The sequence below is a fragment of the Vibrio sp. 10N.261.52.C2 genome, assembly GCF_041471425.1.
GTDB classification, from domain to species: Bacteria; Pseudomonadota; Gammaproteobacteria; order Enterobacterales; family Vibrionaceae; genus Vibrio; species Vibrio crassostreae_C.
The window spans coordinates 66,932-88,159 of record NZ_JBFROH010000016.1; the positions used below are offsets into that span (position 1 = coordinate 66,932).

Below are 21,228 nucleotides of genomic sequence, written 5' to 3' on the forward strand. Positions count from 1 at the left end.
TCAAAAGCTGTCTTAGAAAAACAAATGGCTGACTCGTAGGAGTCAGCCATAATATCAATCACTTAAGTGGATTAACCACCGAAGTCATCTAGTAGGATGTTTTCATCTTCTACACCAAGATCTTTCAGCATGCCGATAACAGCAGCGTTCATCATCGGTGGACCACACATGTAGTACTCACAATCTTCAGGAGCTTCGTGATCCTTCAGGTAGTTTTCGTACAGTACATTGTGGATGAAACCAGTGTAACCGTCCCAGTTGTCCTCTGGTTGAGGATCAGACAGTGCACAGTGCCACACGAAGTTTTCGTTTGCAGCCGCTAGGCCATCGAAATCTTCAATGTAGAACATCTCACGCTTAGAACGTGCGCCATACCAGTAAGACATCTTACGAGTAGACTTAAGACGCTTAAGTTGGTCGAAGATATGAGAACGCATAGGCGCCATACCTGCACCACCACCGATGAATACCATTTCATTGTCTGTGTCTTTAGCAAAGAACTCACCAAATGGACCAGAAATAGTACACTTGTCGCCTTCTTTAAGAGACCAGATGTATGAAGACATCACACCAGGAGCAACATCAGGGTTGTTTGGCGGCGGAGTCGCGATACGAACGTTCAACTTGATGATGCCTTTCTCTTCTGGGTATGAAGCCATTGAGTAAGCACGGATTGAATGTTCTTTAACGATAGACTCGTAACGGAATAGGTTGAACTTATCCCAGTCACCACGGTATTCCTCAGGAATATCGTAATCTGCGTATTTCACGTGATGTGGTTCAGCTTCAATCTGAATGTAACCACCCGCGCGGAACGGTACTTCTTCACCTTCAGGGATTGCTAGCGCAAGTTCTTTGATGAAAGTAGCTTCGTTGTTATTCGAGATAACAGTACATTCCCACTTTTTAACACCAAAGATATCTTCGTCTAGTTCAATCTCCATGTCAGTTTTCATAGCAACTTGACATGCAAGACGTTCGCCTTCGCGAGCTTCACCTTTTGTGATGTGATCAAGTTCAGTAGGTAAGATGTCGCCACCACCAGACTTAACTTTTACACGACACTGACCACAAGAGCCACCGCCACCACAAGCAGAAGATACGAAGATACCAGCGCCAGCCAGGGCACCAAGTAGCTTGCTACCAGGTTGAGTAACGATCGCCTTTTCAGGGTCGCCGTTTACTGAAATAGTGATGTCACCTGATGGTACTAACTTAGACTTAGCGAAAAGAATCACTAGTACTAGAGCCAGTACAATAATGGTAAACATCGCTACGCCAAGAATAATACTAAACATTTGTTATTCCTTATTACTGGGTGCTTACCCTACAGTTGAACACCAGAGAAAGACATAAAGCCTAACGCCATCAGACCAACAGTAATGAACGTGATACCAAGGCCACGAAGACCTGGAGGTACGTCAGAGTACTTCATCTTCTCACGGATACCCGCAAGAGCAACGATAGCTAACATCCAACCCACACCAGAACCAAAGCCGTAAACAACAGATTCAGCAAAGTTGTAGTCACGAGTTACCATGAAAGATACACCACCAAAGATTGCACAGTTAACTGTGATCAGTGGAAGGAAGATACCTAGTGCGTTGTACAAAGGTGGGAAGAAACGGTCTAGAACCATCTCTAGGATTTGTACAAGTGCCGCGATAACACCGATGAATGCGATGAAGTTAAGGAAACTTAAATCGACACCTTCAACAAGCGCGTTTTCTTTCAGGATGTGTGTGTAAACAAGGTTGTTTACAGGAACAGCGATTGTAAGTACTACAACTACCGCAACACCAAGACCAAAAGAAGTTTTAACTTTCTTAGATACCGCTAGGAATGTACACATACCTAGGAAGAAAGAAAGCGCCATGTTTTCGATGAAAATCGATTTAACTAGCAGACTAATATAATGTTCCATGACTACCTTACCCCTTCGCTTCTACTTGTTCTGGTTTGAACACACGAATTGCCCAAATCAAGAAACCAATTAGGAAGAATGCAGAAGGTGCTAGAAGCATCAAGCCGTTTGGCTGATACCAACCACCGTTGCTCACTAGAGGTAGTACTTCCATACCAAATAGTTTGCCAGAGCCTAGAAGCTCACGGAAGAAACCAACAGTGATAAGAACGAAACCGTAACCAAGACCGTTACCAAGACCATCGATTAGAGATGGGATTGGCGCAGACTTCATTGCGAATGCTTCAGCACGACCCATTACAATACAGTTAGTAATGATTAGGCCTACGAATACAGATAGCTGCTTAGAGATATCGTATAGGTATGCTTTAAGCACTTGGTCTACCACGATTACTAGTGATGCGATAATTGCCATCTGAACGATGATACGCACACTGTTAGGAATGTGGTTACGGATCAAAGAAACGAAGAAGTTAGACAGAGCAGTAACGAACATTACCGCGATAGTCATAACAAATGCTGTTTCTAGCTTAGTGGTTACCGCAAGAGCAGAACACACACCAAGAACCTGTAGCGCGATTGGGTTGTTGTCCAACACCGGCGCTAAGATGCTCTTTTTAATTTCTTTTGCACTAGACATTAGTTCAGACCTCCGTCACGAACTTTTGCTAGGAACGGACCAAAGCCCATATCACCTAACCAGAAGTCAAATGTATGTTGAACACCAACGCTAGTCAGTGTTGCACCAGAAAGGCCATCTACACCGTGCTCAGAACCTTGAGGAGCGCCACCTTTAACAACCTGAATAGCAGGTTTGTGGTTTTCGTCGAATAATTTCTTACCAACGAATTGAGCGCGCCAAGATGGGTTCTCAACTTCACCACCAAGTCCAGGAGTTTCACCTTGCTCGTAGTAAGTGATACCAGAAACTGTGTTGCCATCAGTTTCTACCGCAACGAATGCGTACATCATTGACCATAGACCGTTACCGTGAACAGGGATGATAACTTTAGAAGTTTCAGCGCCATCTTTCACAAGGTATACAGTACCCGTGTTAGCACGACGAAGGATCTTAGCGATGTCATCTTCAGCTGAAAGCTTGATTGACTGAGCTGGATCTTTTGCCGCTTTACGTTGGTCGTATGCAGCAGCATCGCCGTCAACGAAATCGCCAGTAGCGAAATCAACTAGACGAGGTTCAATGTTCTCTGCGTACAGTTCAGGGATATTACCCGCAAGTTCAATGCCCGCAACTTCAAGGATCTTAGTTTGCTGATCTAGAACCGCGTTAGCTTGTTGCTTAGGTTTAAGAACAACTGCAGCTGTTGAAACGATGATTGAGCACACTAGGCTCAATGCGATAACAACAAACAGCGTCTTTTTAATGCTATCGTTATTACTTGCCATAGCGCGCTAGTCTCCGCTTAATGTTCTTCTCGATTACAACGTGGTCAAACAGAGGAGCAAATAGGTTTGCGAATAGAATCGCAAGCATCATGCCTTCTGGGTATGCAGGGTTAACTACACGAATCATTACACACATTGCGCCGATTAGGATGCCGTACCACCACTTACCACCATTGGTAAATGACGCTGATACAGGGTCTGTTGCCATGAAGAACATACCAAATGCGAAGCCACCTAGAACTAGGTGCCAGTGCCAAGGCATGCTGAACATTGCGTTAGTGTCAGAACCGATCACATTAAACAATGTTGATACAGCAATCATACCGATCATAACACCAGCAATGATGCGCCATGAAGCAATGCCCATGTATACGATCATTGCAGCACCGATCATAAGTGCAAGCGTTGATACTTCACCGATAGAACCTGGAATGTTACCAATGAATGCGTCCATCCAAGTGATCGTCTCACCAGATACCGTGTTCATTAGCGCGCTACCACCGCCTTGAGCCCATTGGCTAAGCGCTGTTGCACCAGAGAAACCATCAGCTGCAGTCCAAACTACGTCACCAGAAATCTGAGCAGGGTATGCAAAGAATAGGAACGCACGGCCAGCAAGTGCAGGGTTTAGGAAGTTACGACCCGTACCACCAAAAATCTCTTTAGCAACAACAACACCGAAGGTAATACCTAGTGCAGCTTGCCATAGAGGAAGTGTTGGCGGAACAATAAGCGCGAACAAGATAGAAGTAACAAAGAAACCTTCGTTAACTTCGTGCTTACGCACCATACAGAACAGTACTTCCCAGAAACCACCAACGATAAAGACCGTCGCGTAGATAGGTAAGAAGTAAGTCGCACCCAAGAGCATCTTACTGCCCCAACCTGCATCGGCTCCTAAGGAGGCTCCAAGCATTTCGGTTAGCCAGTAGTGCCAGTTACCATCAATGATAGAAACTAGTTCTGCACCTGAATACATGTGGTTTAGTGCTGCAATAGCTTGACCACCTGCGTTGTACATACCCCAGAACATTGCTGGGAATACCGCAAGCCAAACCATGATCATGATACGTTTTAAGTCAACGCTATCACGGACATGCGAGCTTTTCTTTGTAACTGTACCTGGTGTGTAGAAAAGTGTTGCTGCAGCTTCGTAAAGCGCAAACCACGTTTCGTGTTTACCACCTGGTTCAAAATGATGCTCGATGTCTTCAATAAACTTTTTAAGGCCCATGAAAATTACCCTTCCTTCACAATTGTATCTAGGCATTCACGAAGTAACTGACCGTACTCGTACTTACCAGGACATACAAAGGTACACAGTGCTAAATCTTCTTCATCTAGCTCTAGCGCACCAAGTGCTTGTGCACTATCAACGTCGCCAGCACATAGATCGCGAAGCAGCAAAGTAGGCTCCATATCTAATGGCATTACTTTCTCGTAGTTACCAATTGGAACCATAGAGCGATCACTACCGTTTGTTGTCGTTGTCATGTTGAACAACTGACCTTTAAACACGTGACCAAGGAATGAACGAGTAACAGAGAACTTGTTCTTACCAGGCATAGCCCAGCCAAATAGCTCTTTATCACGACCTTCACGAAGAACCGAGACCTGTTGATGGTAACGGCCAAGGTAAGCATGTGGACCTGAAGCGTGAACACCAGATAATACTGAACCTGAGATCAGGCGAACTTCACCTGGCATCAACTCGCTGTCCGTCAACTCTTCAAGGCTAGCACCAATTTGAGTACGAACTAGGCGTGGGTTATTAACTACTGGACCAGCCAGAGAAACAACACGCTCAGAGTAAATCTCACCAGTAAGGAACAACTTACCGAATGCGATAACGTCTTGGTAGTTAATGCTCCACGCTACATTTTGTGCATTTACCGGGTATAGGTAATGCATATGCGTGCCTGCAAGACCTGCAGGGTGTGGGCCATCAAAAACATGTTCTTCAACGTTAGACTGAGCTGAACGAGGTAAGCTAGTACCTTTTTTACAAACGTACACTTTACCGTTAGTCAGAGTTGAAAGAAGATCTAAACCAGCAACGAAAGCATCAGACTGCTCGTTAATGATTAATTCTGGCTCAGCTGCTAGCGGATTAGTATCCATAGCAGTAACGAAAATAGCCTGAGTTTCAGAATCAACTGCTGGAACCTTGCTGAACGGACGAGTTCGCAAAGCGGTCCATGCGCCAGACTCAACTAACTGAGCTTTAACCGTTTCACGGTCAAGACTTGCTAGTTGGTTAGCTTCATAGCTATTGAACGTGATTTGCTCATTGCCTGCTACTTCAATCACTACTGATTGAAGAACACGCTTAGCACCACGGTTCACTTCAATAACTTTACCGCTTGCTGGAGAAGTAAATACAACACCTGGGTTCTTTTTATCTGCAAAAAGAACTTGGCCTTTCTTCACTTCATCACCAACGCGAGCATGCATCGTAGGACGCATACCAACGTACTCTTCGCCAAGCAAGGCGACTTTAGTGATGGACTTACCATCATTAATCACCTGGGATGGAGTTCCTGCGATAGGAAGATCCAAACCCTTCTTTATTGTAATCATACGCACTTGCACTACTTTATCGGGAAAAAGATTCTTTTAATTGCGTAAATTCAGGACGTTTTAAAATCGCCCTTAGACACGACATTACAGTGTCCGGTTTTGGTAAATTTGAGATACCAAAATCGCAACATTACATTAATAAACTCATCACAAATATTATGTGAGATTTATCAGGTGCCGTATTCTAGCATTTTTTGACAACTTGATGCCATGACCAATAACTTGAATACCGCGTTTATTTGGTGAGATTTGAAGCATATGGACTCTCAAATATGTATAAATTTGACGAGCCGCACAGATAGATTGGCTTTTGAATCGTGTTTTAAACAAGAGATTAATACTCTGTCACAAACTAATATTTTACGAGTTATGTTGAAACACTGTTAATAAAAACATTACTCATTGTAGGTATTTTTAGTCGTTCAAATTGCCATCAGTTTGAGTGATATAACAACGAAAAACACATAGGTTTGGCGACAAAAAAGGCGGCATCACCACCTTTTGTCAATATGCTCGCTGTGTTACTTGCCACCACCCATACACATAGGGCTGTCTGGCACGTTATCGAGCTGCTTCATCCATTCATCTTTTGTATAAGTGTGAATGGACAGTGCGTGAATATTATTCGCTAGCTCTTCTGAAAGAGCTTTATTTACCGCTCGATGACGAGCAATAAGACGCAAACCTTCAAACACATCACTGACAACAATCACTTTAAAATGACTCTCAGAACCGGCCGGAACATTGTGCATATAGCTCTCATTGACCACGTTTAAATGACTTGGTGAAAACTCATTGTGCAATTTTGTTTCGATAACTTCTTGGATCATTGTGATTCCTTAATAACGTATTGGCATTATCCGTGGGCTGAGTATAAACCCTAACAGGTCGAGTGTCTGAGTATTTCATAGCGAATGGCATAGGTTTGGTTGAGTTTTTTCTATCTTGTTCAGCCTGCATTTGAGACAATATCTTTGTTATTTCTTACATAAGTATCTCAAGCAATGAAAACCGAACTTACCCTTCACGACAGAACTTTGACCTTACATCGTTTCCCGAAACGTTCAAATGAAACCCTTCAAGCTTGGGATGCGGGCGACGAATACATTATTAGCCATGTTGAAGAGGTGAACCTTGAACCTGGTAAACACATCCTGATCATGAACGACAGCTTCGGTGCCCTATCGACTTGGTTCTCGAAAGATCATGATGTCACTATGATGAGCGACTCATTTATCTCTCACCGTGGTGCCTTGAAAAACTTGCAGCGCAATCAAAGTAACCGAGTGAACTTCTTGAACACGATGGATGATATCCCACACGGTATCGATCTTGTGATCATGCAGCTGCCAAAAACAAATCGTCACCTAATCTGGCAATTGAGCCAGCTACGCCAAGCATTGCCTGAAGGCTGCCAAGTGATCGGCGTCAACAAGGTAAAAGAGATTCACACCTCTACGCTTAACCTGTTCGAAAAATACCTAGGCGAAACCAAAACATCACTAGCGAAGAAAAAACACCGCTTAGTCTTCTCATCTCCAAACTGCCAGCCAATTCAAACGGTAGAGCCTTTTGTTGAATGGGATGTAGACGGTGAAGATATCCGCCTGAAAAATTTACCAAATGTTTACTCAGGGGAAGCACTCGATCAAGGCGCTCGCTATATGCTAGAGCACATCCCTCAAGATCCTGAGCTACGTCATATCATCGATCTTGGTTGTGGCAACGGTGTATTGAGTGTAAAAGCAGGGCAATTGAACCCACAAGCCCGTATCACCTGTGTGGATGAAAGCTTTATGGCGGTGGAATCGGCGCGCCAAAACGTCAAAGATAACCTTGGTGAAGAAGGCAACTTCCAGTTCATCGCCAACAACTGTTTAGATGGCTTCAAGAAAAACAGCACCTACTTAGTGATGTGTAATCCTCCATTCCATCAGCAACAAGCGATTACGGATCACATTGCGTGGCAAATGTTCTGTGATGCAAAGCATGTTCTAAGCAATGGAGGCAAATTAATTGTTATTGGCAACCGACACCTCGGATACGATGTCAAACTAGCAAGACTATTTGGTGAAGCTAACGTTGAAACGCTTGAACTAAACCAAAAATTTGAGATATTACAAGCAACAAGAGAACCTGCGAATTTTAATAAATAAGCAGAAACGACTTCACAAGAATTTAAGATACCGAGCTTCTAGTGTGAATTTAGAAAGGATAAAGGAATGAAAAAACTGATTTTGGCTGCTTCTATTATGGCTTTGACAGCATGTTCAGCCCCTCAGCAAGAACAGATCAATGTAATGCCAGAAGCTTCACTAAGCTCAAGCAACCTTGTACAAGGCAAAACATACACACTAACCAGTAAAGATGTTCGTGCCGCTCAATATGTTGCATTGGTTGATAGTGGCCGTTCAAACATTCAGCCAATTCACGCTAAGCAAAACATGCGTATTTCTCTAGAAAATGCTGTTGCACAGCAGTTAGAGTCTCAAGGTTTTCGTGCGAGCGTAAACAGTGAAAACTCGATTGTTTTAGAGATTCAAGAAGCACTCGTTACCGTAGAGCACACCATTATGGAAAACAAAATGGACGGTAAAGTAACGCTTGAAGTTACCGCTGAAACGCCTGAAGGCAAACTAGTTAAAACATTCAACGGCACTGCAACACGCACTGGTGCATTGAGTGCATCTAACGACGACATCTCTATGGTTCTTAATGACGTGATCAACTTGGTTCTTACTGAGATCGCTAACGACCAAGAGCTACAAACTTACATGAAGGAACGTTTCTAATGGGTCGTATTTTATCTTCTATCGCATTAATGCTAGTGAGCGTGAGCGTTTGGGCTGGTCCTAAAGTAAACGTGGAAACAACATTAGGCGACTTCACTATTGAGCTTAACCAAGAACAAGCACCGGTTAGTGCGGAGAACTTCCTAAAATACGTTGCTGACGGCAGCTACGAAGGCACTATCTTCCACCGTGTTATTCCTGGCTTTATGGCTCAAGGTGGCGGCTTCGATCAAGAGATGAATCAACAAGCAACTTACGCTCCTATCAAGAATGAAGGCAGCAATGGCTTGAAGAACGATACAGCAACAATCGCGATGGCTCGTACTAATGCGCCAGATTCTGCAACTCGTCAGTTCTTCATTAACTTCTCTGATAATGACTTCTTGAACGCAAAAGGTAGCAACCCAGGCTACGCTGTATTCGGCAAAGTAACTGAAGGTTTTGATGTTGTTCAAAAGATGGCAACGATTCCAACCAAGCGAATGGGCCGCATGTCAGACATCCCAGTTGACCCAATCGTCATCACTAAAGTGACCCTTCTTAAGTAACCCAATCTAACGCCCTTATTTCTTAAGGGCGTTTTTCTACACAAGGACGCCCTATGTCATCAGGCACTCCCTCTCTTTCTTGGATGCAGACTTTCCGCAGCTACCTAGATAAACGCCTACTTTGGGTGTTTATGCTCGGCTGTTCGAGTGGCTTCCCATGGGTTCTTATTGGATCCAATATGTCTGGTTGGCTAAAAGATGCAGGTTTAACGCGTGCTGCCATCGGCTACTTTGGCAGTGTGTTTGCCGTGTATGCGATTAACTTTCTATGGGCACCATTGGTAGACCGAGTAAAACTGCCGGTGCTTCACGCAATACTCGGCCAGCGACGCAGTTGGATCTTTTTCTGCCAATCCATTGTTTTAATCGGTACCTTATTCATCGCAGGCGTCAATCCCGCAGAGAACTTGGCGTTTACTTCAATGTTGGCGCTCGCTATTGCCATTGCCTCAGCCACGCAAGACATCGCGATTGATGCATTTCGTATTGATACCTTCCCAAAATCCGAAGCATCAAAACTGCCGCAAGCTTCTGCAATGGCCGTAATTGGTTGGTGGACGGGGTATTCTCTACCAGGCTACCTTGCCTTTATTAACGCAGACTCAATCGGTTGGAATGGCGTGTATTACGGAATGGCAGGCGTCGTTATCGTACTAATGCTGTTTACTCTTTTTGTCGGAGAGCCAAATACACAACGCGAAGCCCTGCAAGAACAGGCTCAGCAACGCCACAATAAGGTTGTCGGTTCGAAAGTCGTGGCTTGGTTCAGTGTTACCGTGTTAGAACCGTTTTATGACTTCTTCAAACGAAACGGAGTTCAAGTTGCCATCACCCTACTGCTGTTCGTATTCCTGTTTAAGATAGGTGAGGCCTTCTTAGGCAGAATGTCGATTCCCTTCTATAAAGAGATCGGCTTTAGCAATGAACAAATCGGCCACTACTCCAAGTTAATTGGTTGGGGTGCGACGATATTCTTCACTTTGGTAGGCAGTGTCTTCAATGTGAAATTCGGTATTGTACGCGGACTGATGATCGGCGGTGTGGCAATGGCGGCCAGTAATCTAATGTTTGCGTGGATCGCTCACACTGGCCCGAGTGAAACCTTGTTCTTGGCAACCATCATTGTCGATAACTTTACAACTGCGTTTTCAACCGTAGCGTTTGTCTCTTTCTTAACACTATTAACCGGGCAGGCCTTCTCTGCAACCCAATATGCATTACTCGCATCCTTGGGTAACTTCGGTCGAACAACACTGGCTTCATTTAGTGGTGAATTGGTCGATTACCTCAATGATTGGTCAACCTTCTTTATACTGACCGCACTTATGGTGATTCCAAGTTTGATCATGCTCTACTCGTTACGCCACTTTTTCACGGATTTATTAGAGAAAGCCAAAACTAACCAAGAATAGAGTCAAAGAAAACAAATAAGAAGAGGGTAGCATTGATCTACCCTCTTCTACATTCTGTCTTCAGATCTAGTCTGTTGTTTCACTGACAATTAGGTTAAAACCCGTACCCATCGAATCATCAATCGCCACGACTTGATACACCACACCATCAGCTAAGGTTGCGGGCGCAGAGTCGATAGCCACAACTGACGACTGACCCGCTACAGTAATCGTCACAAAGTAAGACCCCGCCGCAACATAAATGCCATTCGCATAATCTTTGAACTTCACATCACTTAGCGCTGGAGTGCTACCAGAGATCCCCGCGTTTTCTGTTAAGTAAATATCCACCGAAGCCGCTATTGGGTTAGCAGCGGCGTGGGTAATGTTTAGCACCGCGCTGGTCGCAACCGGACGACGGTTTTCAGGAATAACCAATGGTTCCAAACTCAGTGGAGTTACCGTCCCTACTGCATAGATGCTGTAATCCATACCAGCAAATACCGCGACTCCATCTGCATCAATCAGTGCATTGGTTGTAGTGCCATCAGCAAAGATGTCAATGTCATAACTTCCTGCGGCTAAATCGATAAAACCGCGGATCTCTTTAAACATCAAATCAGCAAGAGGTGAAAATGCAGCTCCGTTGACAAAAACATCTACATCTGGGGCGCCATCAACGAGATGACCGACTCTTACTTCTGCAGTTTCTGCCATGTCGTAGATTAAAGATGAGCCCGAACCGTCCATTACCATCAATTTTACTGGGGAAGTGCTATTGGAGTCAGCTCTTGGCACAGCCGCGATCGTTAGCTCGCTACCGCCAGACAGAGTTATCTCTCCAGAATCAAAAGCAATAGCATTGCCGCTCACGGTTTCTAATCTCACTCGGTATTGCCCTGCTGGAATATTGAGTACGTCAGTAAAGTCTTTATAACCGAGAGTGCCAAGCGGAGCACCCAATGGATCATTCGGCGCCGTTACGTATAAGTTCACATCTCCAACCCCTGTTGCCGCGTGAACAACTTGCACATCTAAACTTGAACTCGTTGCCGTTCCCTCAGAAGGTCGCGTCACAACTAAAGCCTCAACCGGGTTATTAGAACCGTCAGCGTCACCGACCACCATCACGGTGTAATCTAATTCACCGCTCAAATCGAATTGGCTTGGAGAAATAACAGTAGCAACAGCGTCACCTGGGAGTTGAACATCGACTTGAAGAGTTGTCTGTCCTTGATCTACTGAGGCGTATCCGGATGCCTGAGCATAATCGACACCGCTCCAACGAGCCTGGCTATTGACTAAAACGTTAGCTAAAGGCGCATCTGGCGATGCATGTACAGCTTGTAGTTGAGTTGTTGGTTCATCGTCATCATCACACCCAACAATGAAAAGGGCTGATATCGCTACAGCGAGTATAGGTGAATATTTCATCGGTCTTCTCTCCAAAAAAGTTAGACCAGTTCGTCACACAAATGATTAGTCCAATAACTAATCTTTAAAAAGTATTTCAAAATCTAGTGCAGTGAACTGTCTTTAATTCTCCGTGATTCAAAAAGTAGCTAGGTTCAAATCCCTAGGCAGTCATCACATGAGTTGTCCATCAATTGATTCCAACTCCACTACGCTGTTGGTCAAAAATAGATCAAAGACGAGATTAAGAGGTGGTTTGAATGAGTCATTTTTTAAGAGAAAACGCTTAGAAAAGAATACTGTTGATTTTGATATGCATATCACTCTATTTAGTATAATCGTTTGCTTAGAGCATCAATTCACCAATTTATCTACAAAATAATCTAATTTCACAAAATCAATAGAATTAGAGGTGCATCAAGATGCATTGCCACCTTAAAGTTCCATCATTTAGATCATTAGTGTGATCCACTTCAAATTAATAATTGCAATTTTCACTCTGTCTCACTTTTATTTGAGAACAAAATCGCTATGATGCTCGGCATTCGGACACACAAACACGCACGGATTAGCGGGTTACTTATTTTAAACATAGAGAGTTCCATTATGCGTAAATCACTTTTAACTCTTGGCCTACTTGCAGCAACTTCTGCTCCAGTAATGGCAGCAGATTATTCTGACGGCGATACTCACAAAAATGACTTTAGCTGGATGCAGTTTAACTACATGTACGCAGTTGATGAGCGTGGTCCAGGTGAAGCATCTAGCCACGATTACATTGAAATGGAGTTTGGTGGTCGCTCTGGTATCTTCGATCTATACGGTTACGTTGATTTCTTTAACCCTACTGGCGATACAAGTAGTGACAAAGCAGGTCAAGACAAGCTATTCGCAAAAGTAGCTCCACGTATGTCTATTGACGGTCTAACTGGTAAAGACCTTTCTTTCGGTCCTGTTCAAGAAGTTTACGTTGCATCTGAAATGATCTTCTACGGTGGTTCTGGTGAAGGTCAACAGAAATGGGGTCTTGGCTCTGACGTAATGGTTCCATGGTTTGGTAAAATGGGCCTAAACCTTTACGGTGTTTACGAGATGAGCGACAAAGATTGGAATGGTTTCCAACTTTCTACTAACTGGTTCAAACCTTTCTACTTCTTTGACAATGGTTCATTCATCTCTTACCAAGGTTACCTAGATTACCAATTTGGTATGGATGATGGTGTTGCTGGTCGTTCTTCAACTGGTGGAGCAATGTACAACGGTATCTACTGGCACTCAGAGCGTTTTGCAGTAGGTTACGGTCTGAAATTATTCAACGATGTATATGGTTTCGCTGATGGTGAAGTTCCAAGCACTTTATACCCAGGAAACACAACGAAAGCTGACTCTTCTGGTGTAGGTCATTACTTCGCAGTAACTTACAAGTTCTAATCGAACTTCTAAGAAAGTTTCCCAAATGGCACCCTCGGGTGCCATTTTTTATTGCTTTCATTTAATGCCTCGCTATCCTTGCAGCATCACTTTCTTATCTTGGTATTGCTGTGAACATCACGATTGTTGGACCTGGAGCAATTGGCTCTTTATGGGCAATAAAACTACTTCAAGCTGGTCATAATGTCTCTTTGTGGAGCCGCTCCCCTGAAACCTCAATTGACCTATCACTTGATGAGCAAACTTCACTTCACTTCAGTAACAACAATATCGAAAAGCTATCAGCGAGTGACTTAGTGATTTTCACGGTCAAGGCTTGGCAAGTAGAAGAAGCCACTACTCCGTTACTTCAATATCTCGACTCTGACACTACTCTCATGTTCATGCATAACGGAATGGGAGCGGTCGACAACATCGCCACCCAAATTAATGCTCACCCGATAGTATTGACAACCACGACCCAAGCAGCATTCAAACCTGATCGTAATAGTGTATCTCACACAGGAATAGGCCAAACTCAATTGGGTGCTTTTAACCAAACGGGTCAGCAGTGCACGTTTTTAGTTGATGTGTTGGATCATGCTCTCCCCGCTGTTAGTTGGAACCCACAAATAAAAACCGCGCTCTGGACTAAACTCGCCATCAATTGTGCTATCAACCCACTTACTGGGTTGGAACAAATCAAGAATGGTGAACTTGCAGACCAAAGGTTTGAGGGTATTTTAAGTTCTATCGTTGAAGAGCTCACACAAGTTATGCAGGCCGAAGAGATAGCTTGTTCATTCGACGGATTAGAAGCAAGTGTCAACAAGGTTATCCACGCTACGGCTCAAAACAACTCATCCATGAAGCAGGATATGTTTTACCAACGTAAGACAGAGATCGACTTCATCACTGGACACCTAATAAAAACAGCGCTTAAGCATCAGATAGAAGTTCCCGTTAACCAAAAACTGTTCGATCAGGTCAAAGAGCAAGAAAATAGCTGGAATCATCAAGATTAGTCAGCAACGGTCAACAAGTCGCGATAAAATAACAATACCGCTAAGCATAACGCTGGCACCAATTTCCAAGATTTTAGGTAAGAATAGATGCTTGATATCAATCACATCCGAGAGCAGTTCCCTGCGCTATCACAAACCATCAATCAACAACCATTGATTTACTTAGACAGCGCGGCAACGACACAAAAACCTCAGGTAGTTATTGATGCCATTAGCCAGTATTACTCCAAGCAAAATGCCAATGTTCACCGCGGTAGCCATAGTTTAACAGCGAACGCGACCAGTCAGTTTGAAGCAGCCAGAGATAAGGTCGCTCAGTTTATCGGTGCAAGCTCTTCAAAAGAGATCATCTGGACTCGTGGTGCCACCGAGGCGCTCAATTTAATTGCTCAAACTTACGCTAGAAGTACCCTCCAACCGGGCGATGAAATCCTGGTGAGCGAAATGGAGCACCACGCCAACATTGTCCCTTGGCAAATTGTGGCAGAACAAACCGGTGCTAATATCATCAAAATCCCAATGACATCTGACTGCGAATTTGACCTAGTCGCGTTTGATACGCTTTTAAATGAACGAACCAAGATTGTTGCATTGGCTCAGATAACCAATGTGACTGGGTCTCGCCAACCTATTGAACAAGTTATCGAGAAAACACATAAGATGAATGCCGTGGTCGTCGTCGATGGCGCACAAGGCATCGTTCATGAGCCAGTTGATGTTGCTGCTTTAGGGGCGGATTTCTACGTATTCTCAGGGCACAAGCTCTATGCCCCTGCGGGTATAGGTGTACTTTATGGCAAACTTGAATTGCTCGAAGCGATGCCACCTTGGCACGGTGGTGGAAAAATGGTTGAGCGCGTCTCTTTTTCTGGCACTACTTTTTCACAGTTACCAGGGAAATTTGAAGCGGGCACGCCAAATGTGGCCGGAGCGATAGCATTAAGCACTGCAATAGAATGGTTACGTGGTTTTGCACAGCAAGATGTCGAAAATCATATCCACCAGCTTCAGCACGAAACCTACCGTGCACTCAGTAAACTGGATGATATTCAGATATTGGGATATCAACCCAACGTAAGTGTGATTACTTTTGTGATGGATGGTGTTCACCATCAAGATATAGCGACCCTACTGGATCAGCAGGGCATCGCGGTACGTGCAGGACATCATTGTGCTCACCCATTAATGGATGCACTTAATGTGAAAGGAACGGTTCGAATTTCATTTGGTATTTACAACAACATGGATGATGTTGAAAAGCTCGTAGCGGCGATAGAAAAAGCCGTTGATATGCTTTAGGGAGTGGCAAGATTCAGTTAAAAGTCATCATTCCAAAACTGAGAAACGAAGTATCTGGAATGTCTAATAGCAGATAATCCAAACGAGATTCCCTATTACGCTCCTTCGTCGCTTTAGGGAATGACGAAACACAGTTAGAATTCGACATTCCAGAACTGAGGAACGAAATATCTGGAATCTCTAATAGTAAACTATCCAAACGAGATTCCCTATTACGCTCCTTCGTCGCTTTAGGGAATGACGAAATACAGTTAGAAATCGTCATTCCAGAACTGAGGAACGAAGTATCTGGAATCTCTTTAAAGCACTACGATAAAAATGTGTGGAGACAATTACGAGTTAGCGAGGTTCTTGATTTGCTCAATGATCGCTTTTAATCCATTACCGCGAGATGGGCTAAGGTGGGTAATTAAACCGATTTGTTCAAAGTAGCCATCAATATCGAACGCTTGAACCTGCTCTGATGTTTTTCCATCATACGCAGCCATCACCAAAGCAATCAGACCGCGAACGATACGCGCATCAGAATCAGCACAAAAGTGCCAAACACCATCGATATTCTGAGAAACCAACCACACTTGGCTTTCACAGCCAGAGACAATCACCTGCTCACTTTTCAGTTCATCAGGCATCGTTGGCAGTTTCTTACCCCATTGAATCACTTGGCGATAACGGTCTTCCCAGCCGCTGAATGTCTGCATCTTCGCGACGATATCATCACTGGTAATTTCAGTGCCGAATGGAGAGCTTGGGAATGTGGTCATTTTAATATCCAGTCGATTGTTAATTGAGTAAAAGACGTTACTTAGCGTGCTTTTGAATCAGCTTTTCAACGATACGCGAAACAGCTACAAAACCAAACGTCGCCGTTACAACCGTTGCCGCACCAAAACCCGTCGCACAATCCATACGTTTTGGACCTTCTGCTGTCGCTTTCGCAGCACAGACACTGCCGTCAGCTTGAGGGTATTTCAGCTGTTCAGTTGAGAACACACAATCGATACCAAACTTACGTGCTGGATTCTTAGGGAAATTATGATGACGACGAAGGGTATCTTTTAGCTTCTTCGCGAGCGGATCTTGAATCGTCTTCGTCAGATCAGCCACTTTGATTTGAGTCGGATCGATTTGACCACCCGCACCACCAGTGGTGATCACCTTAATTTTGTTGCTACGACAATATGCCAACAGTGAAGCCTTAGCTTTCATGCTATCAATCGCATCTAATACAAAGTCGAACTCTTTCGACAGGTATTCAGCCTGATTGTCTGGACCAATAAAGTCATCAATCAGGTTCACTTTACACTCAGGGTTAATCAACTTAACGCGCTCAGCCATCACTTCGATTTTGCTCTTGCCAACCGTACCCGACATAGCGTGGATCTGACGGTTAATGTTAGTCACGCACACGTCATCCATATCGATCAACGTTAGCTCACCTAAACCAGTACGTGCAAGCGCTTCAACCGCCCATGAACCGACGCCACCAATACCGATCACACACACATGTGCCGCTCTAAGTATGTCGACTTCACTATTGCCATACAGACGGCGAGTGCCACCAAATCGTTGGTCATAGTTTTCTGAAGCTGGTGTGGTCAATTCACGCATTATTGCCGCCAATTTATTTCTGAGAAAAAGAAAAGAGTGCGTTTTATACGCACTCTTGAATTAAAAGTCTAGGGGATTAGCGATTCGCTTTCAATGCTCTATTTTATCGTCGTTTACTCAACCTTCTCAGGAGGCAAAGCCCAAGGCGTTTCGGTTGCAGAGCCATCTAGGCCAAGTTTCCATACACGACCAAAGTGCTTGTAATGGCCCGCTTCTGTACCCGCTCGAGGGCCCATGCCGTGGTAAAGGTCCAAATGGTTTTGCTTAACCGCGCCGCCCGTATCCAAAACCAATAGCAGTCTTAGTTGATGAGCGCCGCTCCAAGTACCATCAGCATTCAGTAGTGGAACCTCAGCAAGAATCGGTGTTCCCATAGGTAAGATAGAGCGATCGCCCGCTACCGCCGCCATCGGTAATAGAGGAATGCCCGCGCTGCCCATTACCGATAGGTCGTCTCTCGCTTCAAAGAAAACGAAAGAAGGGTTTTGCTCAAGCAGCTCTTTCACTACTTCAGGATCGTTTGCCAATACCCACTCTTTGATTGCTTTTAGCGACATTTTTTCGCGTGGAACTAAGCCTCGTTCAATCAGAACACGGCCAATGCTCACATAAGCTTTATTATTCTTACCCGCGTAGGCGAAATACTGCAGCGTGTCATCATCACCGAAGTGCACAAATCCACTGCCCTGCACTTCCATCATAAATGGGTCGATGCGGTTTGCTGAATAACCTAACTCAAGGCCTTGACCTTCTAATGCGCCGTTGTAAATCTCTTCGCGTGTTGGACACTCTTTGCCACACTCAGGAAGCCCGTAAACAGGGTAACGATATTCTTCATTCGCTTCGTGGCGCAGCTCCATCACAGGAGAAAAGTAGCCCGTGAACAAAACATTGCCTTGTTTATCACCACCACCTAGTTGAGCGGTTTGAACGCCAAAATTCGCTAGCTCGCTTGGATCTCCACTCAGCATCGCCCACTCATTGAGTTGTTGATAAAGCGGCTCATAGATTTTAGCCATCGAAGGGGATTTAGAAACCACCATCTCAGCTTGTTCTGCAAATGCGGTGTAGTCTCTTGGTTTATTGGATTCAACCTGATCGACCTTATTCAAGGTGCGAGGAAATTCGTCATCAAGGTGTTGCTGAGCAAGATCAGTGGGTTGAGCACAGCCAAATAACAAAGAGGCAGCGACAAGGGGAAGCCATTTTTTAATCACAAGAGTCATCCTAAAAATTCTATGCATCGAGGATGACAAAAACAGTCAGATAACACAATCTTAGATTGTAAGAGTTTACAAGAAGATAACCTATCGGACGGAGTTATCGATATGGCCCTTAAGGCGGAAAATGGGATTGTAGTGACTGTCAGAATCGAGCACCATTTCTGTATTGTCAGAATTGGTCATGCGGAAGCGATAGGTTTTATCACCCGCCTTGTATTCAAAGTAGTTTCCATCAAAGTCAAAGCTCGTCGAAACAACAGACCCACGAACTGACACACCATTAGCATTCAGAACAAACTCATCGGTCGCATAATGTGCAACATCTTGCTCTATCCAAGTGCCGTATATCAGATTGTCGGGCGTCGCCGCATTTTGCACTCGGGAAAGCACATCGCCGAACAAAGAAACCACCGCAAACGAACCCACTAAGGCTAGAACCATTAAACAGCGTTCAATGATCTTACGCTTCAACTTAGATTGATTGCGCTGATCAGCTTCGCTGTAGAGACCTTTGGTTATCTCATCGATTTTGTTCTTTGTTGCTGGAGCTTGTTGCATTCGGTGACTACTCATAAGGATGCTATGCGCATTCTACACTGAGACAGTTTATATATTGAAGCCTAGATAAGAATAGTTTGCGCTTTATTCCAAAAAGGTGTTGTTTACATTTGAATTTAAATGCTAAATTATCGAATAAATAAACAAAATGGACTTGTTCTGTGAAATTAAGAAGTACAGCGCTAGTAAAAGGTTTCAGACAATCAACCCCTTACGTAAATGCTCACCGTGGCAAAACCATGGTCATTATGCTGGGAGGCGAAGCCGTTGCCGACAGGAACTTTGGTAACATTATTAGTGATATAGCCTTGCTCCACAGCCTTGGAGTAAAGATTGTTCTCGTTCACGGGGCAAGACCGCAGATCAACCAATTGCTCGCCAAGCAAGATTGCCATACGCCTTATCACAAGAATATTAGGGTCACTGATGAATATTCTTTGGGCGTCGCTATGCAGGCTGCTGGACAGCTTCAACTTGCCATCACCGCACGCCTCTCAATGAGCTTAAACAACACGCCGATGGCAGGCACTCAACTCAATGTTATGAGTGGTAACTTCATTACGGCTCAACCGCTTGGCGTGGATGACGGTACGGATTATTGCCACAGCGGGCGTATTCGTCGAATCGATATCGAAGGGATCAATCGCACGCTTGACCAAGGTTCAATTGTACTGCTTGGCCCTATTGCCAGCTCCGTGACAGGCGAAAGCTTTAACCTACTTTCTGAAGAGGTCGCTACCCAAGTTGCTATTCGTCTAAAGGCCGACAAGCTGATTGGCTTCTGCTCCGAACAAGGGGTAACAGATGAACGCGGTAACGTGCTCGCCGAACTCTTCCCTAAAGATGCCAAGCAAATTCTAGAACGATTAACGGAATCTCAAAATCCTGCCGAAGACATGAGCACAGGAACACTGCGCTTCTTGAAAGGAGCGATCTCCGCTTGTCGAGCTGGTGTGCCTCGTTGTCATCTAATCAGCTACAAGGTAGATGGCGCATTAATCCAAGAGTTGTTCTCTTTCGATGGTATTGGAACCCAAGTAGTGATGGCGAGCGCCGAGCAAGTAAGACAAGCTCAGATCGACGATATTGGCGGCATCTTTGACCTTATTCGCCCTCTTGAAGAACAAGGCATCTTAGTGCGCCGCTCTCGAGAACAGCTAGAGCAAGAAATCCACCGATTTACCATTATTGAAAAAGACGGGCTGATTATCGGTTGCGCAGCGCTTTACGCATACCCGGAAGATCATATGGCGGAGATGGCGTGCGTGGCTATTCATCCTGATTATCGTGATGGCAACCGCGGGCAAATATTACTGGACTACATGCGTCATCAATCGAAGTCTCGTGATATCGACCAAATTTTCGTTTTAACCACACATAGCCTGCATTGGTTCCGTGAACAAGGGTTTTACGAGATCGGAGTTGATGAGCTACCGATGGAAAAACAGGGGCTGTACAACTATCAACGTAACTCAAAAATCTTAGCGTTAAATGTGTAAATAAAGTTTTGGACTAAAATCTCACTTCAAAGGAAAAATAATTGCAAATGTAATCGTTTTCTATATGAGATTTATTAACTATGCACTTTCACTCACACGTATAATTGTATAGAATTTAGACGCTTTAATAATCTTAACAAATGTTTTTATTGGAATTGCCATCTCGATAGTCATGTCGAACTCATTGAGGTGGTCACTGCACGGATTGCTATACCCGTTGACGGCCAGCACGCTAACATTAGCTCTGCTCGTTAATATAAACAGCAAAAAGAGCAATATTGATATGAGAACCATTGTTTGTAACTCGCTGCAAAGTTTTTGGGATATGGCTGATAACCAATTCTTAGAAGGGCTAGACGTACACTGCGTGTTCCCTGTTAGCGAGAATCTAAAAGAGTTTATTTTGAATTGCCAAGCAAAGTACAAGATAAACCACATATCGTTTACTCGAGCGTTTTTAGGCTCTGATTCCTAATAACGCTCAAAGCAACCAAGGATGGTTGCTTTGTGTTTGTCTAGCCCTAAGTTCAAAACCTTCTCTAGCCGTC

21 protein-coding genes are annotated in these 21,228 nt (G+C 44.3%); 9 read left to right on the top strand and 12 right to left on the bottom strand.

Going from position 1 to position 21,228, the window contains the following annotated elements:
• Positions 1-71 precede the first annotated feature (71 nt).
• From nqrF to bolA, 7 genes are all read right to left on the bottom strand, one after another.
• Positions 72-1,298 carry an NADH:ubiquinone reductase (Na(+)-transporting) subunit F gene (nqrF, locus tag AB4307_RS06015; RefSeq protein ID WP_017059912.1) on the bottom strand — a complete coding sequence of 409 codons (1,227 nt, stop codon included), beginning with the start codon at positions 1,296-1,298 and terminating at the stop codon, positions 72-74.
• A 29-nt stretch (positions 1,299-1,327) separates the two neighbouring features.
• Positions 1,328-1,924, bottom strand: coding sequence for an NADH:ubiquinone reductase (Na(+)-transporting) subunit E (nqrE, locus tag AB4307_RS06020; protein ID WP_009848375.1), 597 nt, complete (start codon positions 1,922-1,924; stop codon positions 1,328-1,330).
• A 7-nt stretch (positions 1,925-1,931) separates the two neighbouring features.
• Positions 1,932-2,564: an NADH:ubiquinone reductase (Na(+)-transporting) subunit D gene (locus AB4307_RS06025; RefSeq protein ID WP_008223083.1), complete on the bottom strand. Its 633-nt coding sequence runs from the start codon at positions 2,562-2,564 to the stop codon at positions 1,932-1,934.
• Positions 2,564-3,331 carry a Na(+)-translocating NADH-quinone reductase subunit C gene (locus AB4307_RS06030; RefSeq protein WP_017059911.1) on the bottom strand — a complete coding sequence of 256 codons (768 nt, stop codon included), beginning with the start codon at positions 3,329-3,331 and terminating at the stop codon, positions 2,564-2,566. Before AB4307_RS06030 ends, AB4307_RS06025 begins: the two co-directional genes overlap by 1 nt.
• On the bottom strand, positions 3,321-4,565 hold the full coding sequence (locus AB4307_RS06035; protein ID WP_010439046.1) for an NADH:ubiquinone reductase (Na(+)-transporting) subunit B: 1,245 nt from the start codon (positions 4,563-4,565) through the stop codon (positions 3,321-3,323). Before AB4307_RS06035 ends, AB4307_RS06030 begins: the two co-directional genes overlap by 11 nt.
• A gap of 5 nt (positions 4,566-4,570) precedes the next feature.
• Positions 4,571-5,911: a Na(+)-translocating NADH-quinone reductase subunit A gene (locus AB4307_RS06040; protein ID WP_032545690.1), complete on the bottom strand. Its 1,341-nt coding sequence runs from the start codon at positions 5,909-5,911 to the stop codon at positions 4,571-4,573.
• Positions 5,912-6,432: 521 nt separating this feature from the next.
• Positions 6,433-6,741 carry a transcriptional regulator BolA gene (gene bolA, locus AB4307_RS06045; protein ID WP_017064186.1) on the bottom strand — a complete coding sequence of 103 codons (309 nt, stop codon included), beginning with the start codon at positions 6,739-6,741 and terminating at the stop codon, positions 6,433-6,435.
• A gap of 174 nt (positions 6,742-6,915) precedes the next feature.
• Here bolA and AB4307_RS06050 point away from each other — a divergent pair, with 174 nt between their 5' ends.
• From AB4307_RS06050 to AB4307_RS06065, 4 genes are all read left to right on the top strand, one after another.
• Positions 6,916-8,067, top strand: coding sequence for a methyltransferase (locus tag AB4307_RS06050; RefSeq protein WP_372131411.1), 1,152 nt, complete (start codon positions 6,916-6,918; stop codon positions 8,065-8,067).
• 66 nt (positions 8,068-8,133) lie between these two features.
• On the top strand, positions 8,134-8,703 hold the full coding sequence (locus AB4307_RS06055; protein WP_017059907.1) for a YajG family lipoprotein: 570 nt from the start codon (positions 8,134-8,136) through the stop codon (positions 8,701-8,703).
• Entirely contained in the window at positions 8,703-9,251 is a 549-nt protein-coding gene (locus AB4307_RS06060) for a peptidylprolyl isomerase (protein WP_017059906.1), read from the top strand. Before AB4307_RS06055 ends, AB4307_RS06060 begins: the two co-directional genes overlap by 1 nt.
• A gap of 53 nt (positions 9,252-9,304) precedes the next feature.
• Complete coding sequence (locus AB4307_RS06065; RefSeq protein ID WP_372131412.1) at positions 9,305-10,663, top strand: AmpG family muropeptide MFS transporter; 1,359 nt, start codon at positions 9,305-9,307, stop codon at positions 10,661-10,663.
• A gap of 66 nt (positions 10,664-10,729) precedes the next feature.
• On the opposite strand, the gene AB4307_RS06070 is transcribed toward AB4307_RS06065, so the two are convergent.
• Complete coding sequence (locus tag AB4307_RS06070; RefSeq protein ID WP_372131414.1) at positions 10,730-12,076, bottom strand: DUF4397 domain-containing protein; 1,347 nt, start codon at positions 12,074-12,076, stop codon at positions 10,730-10,732.
• Positions 12,077-12,661: 585 nt separating this feature from the next.
• On the opposite strand from AB4307_RS06070, the gene AB4307_RS06075 reads away from it, so the two are divergent.
• The 3 genes from AB4307_RS06075 (at position 12,662) to csdA (ending at position 15,789) form a co-directional block, all read left to right on the top strand.
• Complete coding sequence (locus AB4307_RS06075) at positions 12,662-13,486, top strand: nucleoside-specific channel-forming Tsx family protein (protein WP_372131416.1); 825 nt, start codon at positions 12,662-12,664, stop codon at positions 13,484-13,486.
• Between the two features lie 110 nt (positions 13,487-13,596).
• Entirely contained in the window at positions 13,597-14,490 is an 894-nt protein-coding gene (panE, locus tag AB4307_RS06080) for a 2-dehydropantoate 2-reductase (protein ID WP_372131418.1), read from the top strand.
• A gap of 87 nt (positions 14,491-14,577) precedes the next feature.
• On the top strand, positions 14,578-15,789 hold the full coding sequence (csdA, locus tag AB4307_RS06085) for a cysteine desulfurase CsdA (protein ID WP_372131419.1): 1,212 nt from the start codon (positions 14,578-14,580) through the stop codon (positions 15,787-15,789).
• 332 nt (positions 15,790-16,121) lie between these two features.
• Here csdA and csdE read toward each other — a convergent pair whose 3' ends face one another.
• From csdE to AB4307_RS06105, 4 genes are all read right to left on the bottom strand, one after another.
• Positions 16,122-16,553, bottom strand: a complete 432-nt coding sequence (gene csdE, locus AB4307_RS06090; RefSeq protein ID WP_372131421.1) for a cysteine desulfurase sulfur acceptor subunit CsdE — start codon at positions 16,551-16,553, stop codon at positions 16,122-16,124.
• A gap of 37 nt (positions 16,554-16,590) precedes the next feature.
• Complete coding sequence (gene tcdA, locus AB4307_RS06095; protein ID WP_017059899.1) at positions 16,591-17,400, bottom strand: tRNA cyclic N6-threonylcarbamoyladenosine(37) synthase TcdA; 810 nt, start codon at positions 17,398-17,400, stop codon at positions 16,591-16,593.
• Between the two features lie 113 nt (positions 17,401-17,513).
• The gene (gene mltA / locus AB4307_RS06100; RefSeq protein WP_372131423.1) at positions 17,514-18,626 is read right to left on the bottom strand and encodes a murein transglycosylase A; all 1,113 of its coding nucleotides are present in this window, start codon (positions 18,624-18,626) and stop codon (positions 17,514-17,516) included.
• Between the two features lie 81 nt (positions 18,627-18,707).
• Entirely contained in the window at positions 18,708-19,181 is a 474-nt protein-coding gene (locus tag AB4307_RS06105; protein ID WP_017064193.1) for a DUF2850 domain-containing protein, read from the bottom strand.
• Between the two features lie 161 nt (positions 19,182-19,342).
• Here AB4307_RS06105 and argA point away from each other — a divergent pair, with 161 nt between their 5' ends.
• Both argA and AB4307_RS06115 read left to right on the top strand, forming a co-directional pair.
• Complete coding sequence (argA, locus tag AB4307_RS06110) at positions 19,343-20,680, top strand: amino-acid N-acetyltransferase (RefSeq protein ID WP_017064194.1); 1,338 nt, start codon at positions 19,343-19,345, stop codon at positions 20,678-20,680.
• Positions 20,681-20,963: 283 nt separating this feature from the next.
• Entirely contained in the window at positions 20,964-21,155 is a 192-nt protein-coding gene (locus AB4307_RS06115) for a hypothetical protein (RefSeq protein ID WP_046224581.1), read from the top strand.
• The last annotated feature ends 73 nt before the right edge of the window (positions 21,156-21,228 follow it).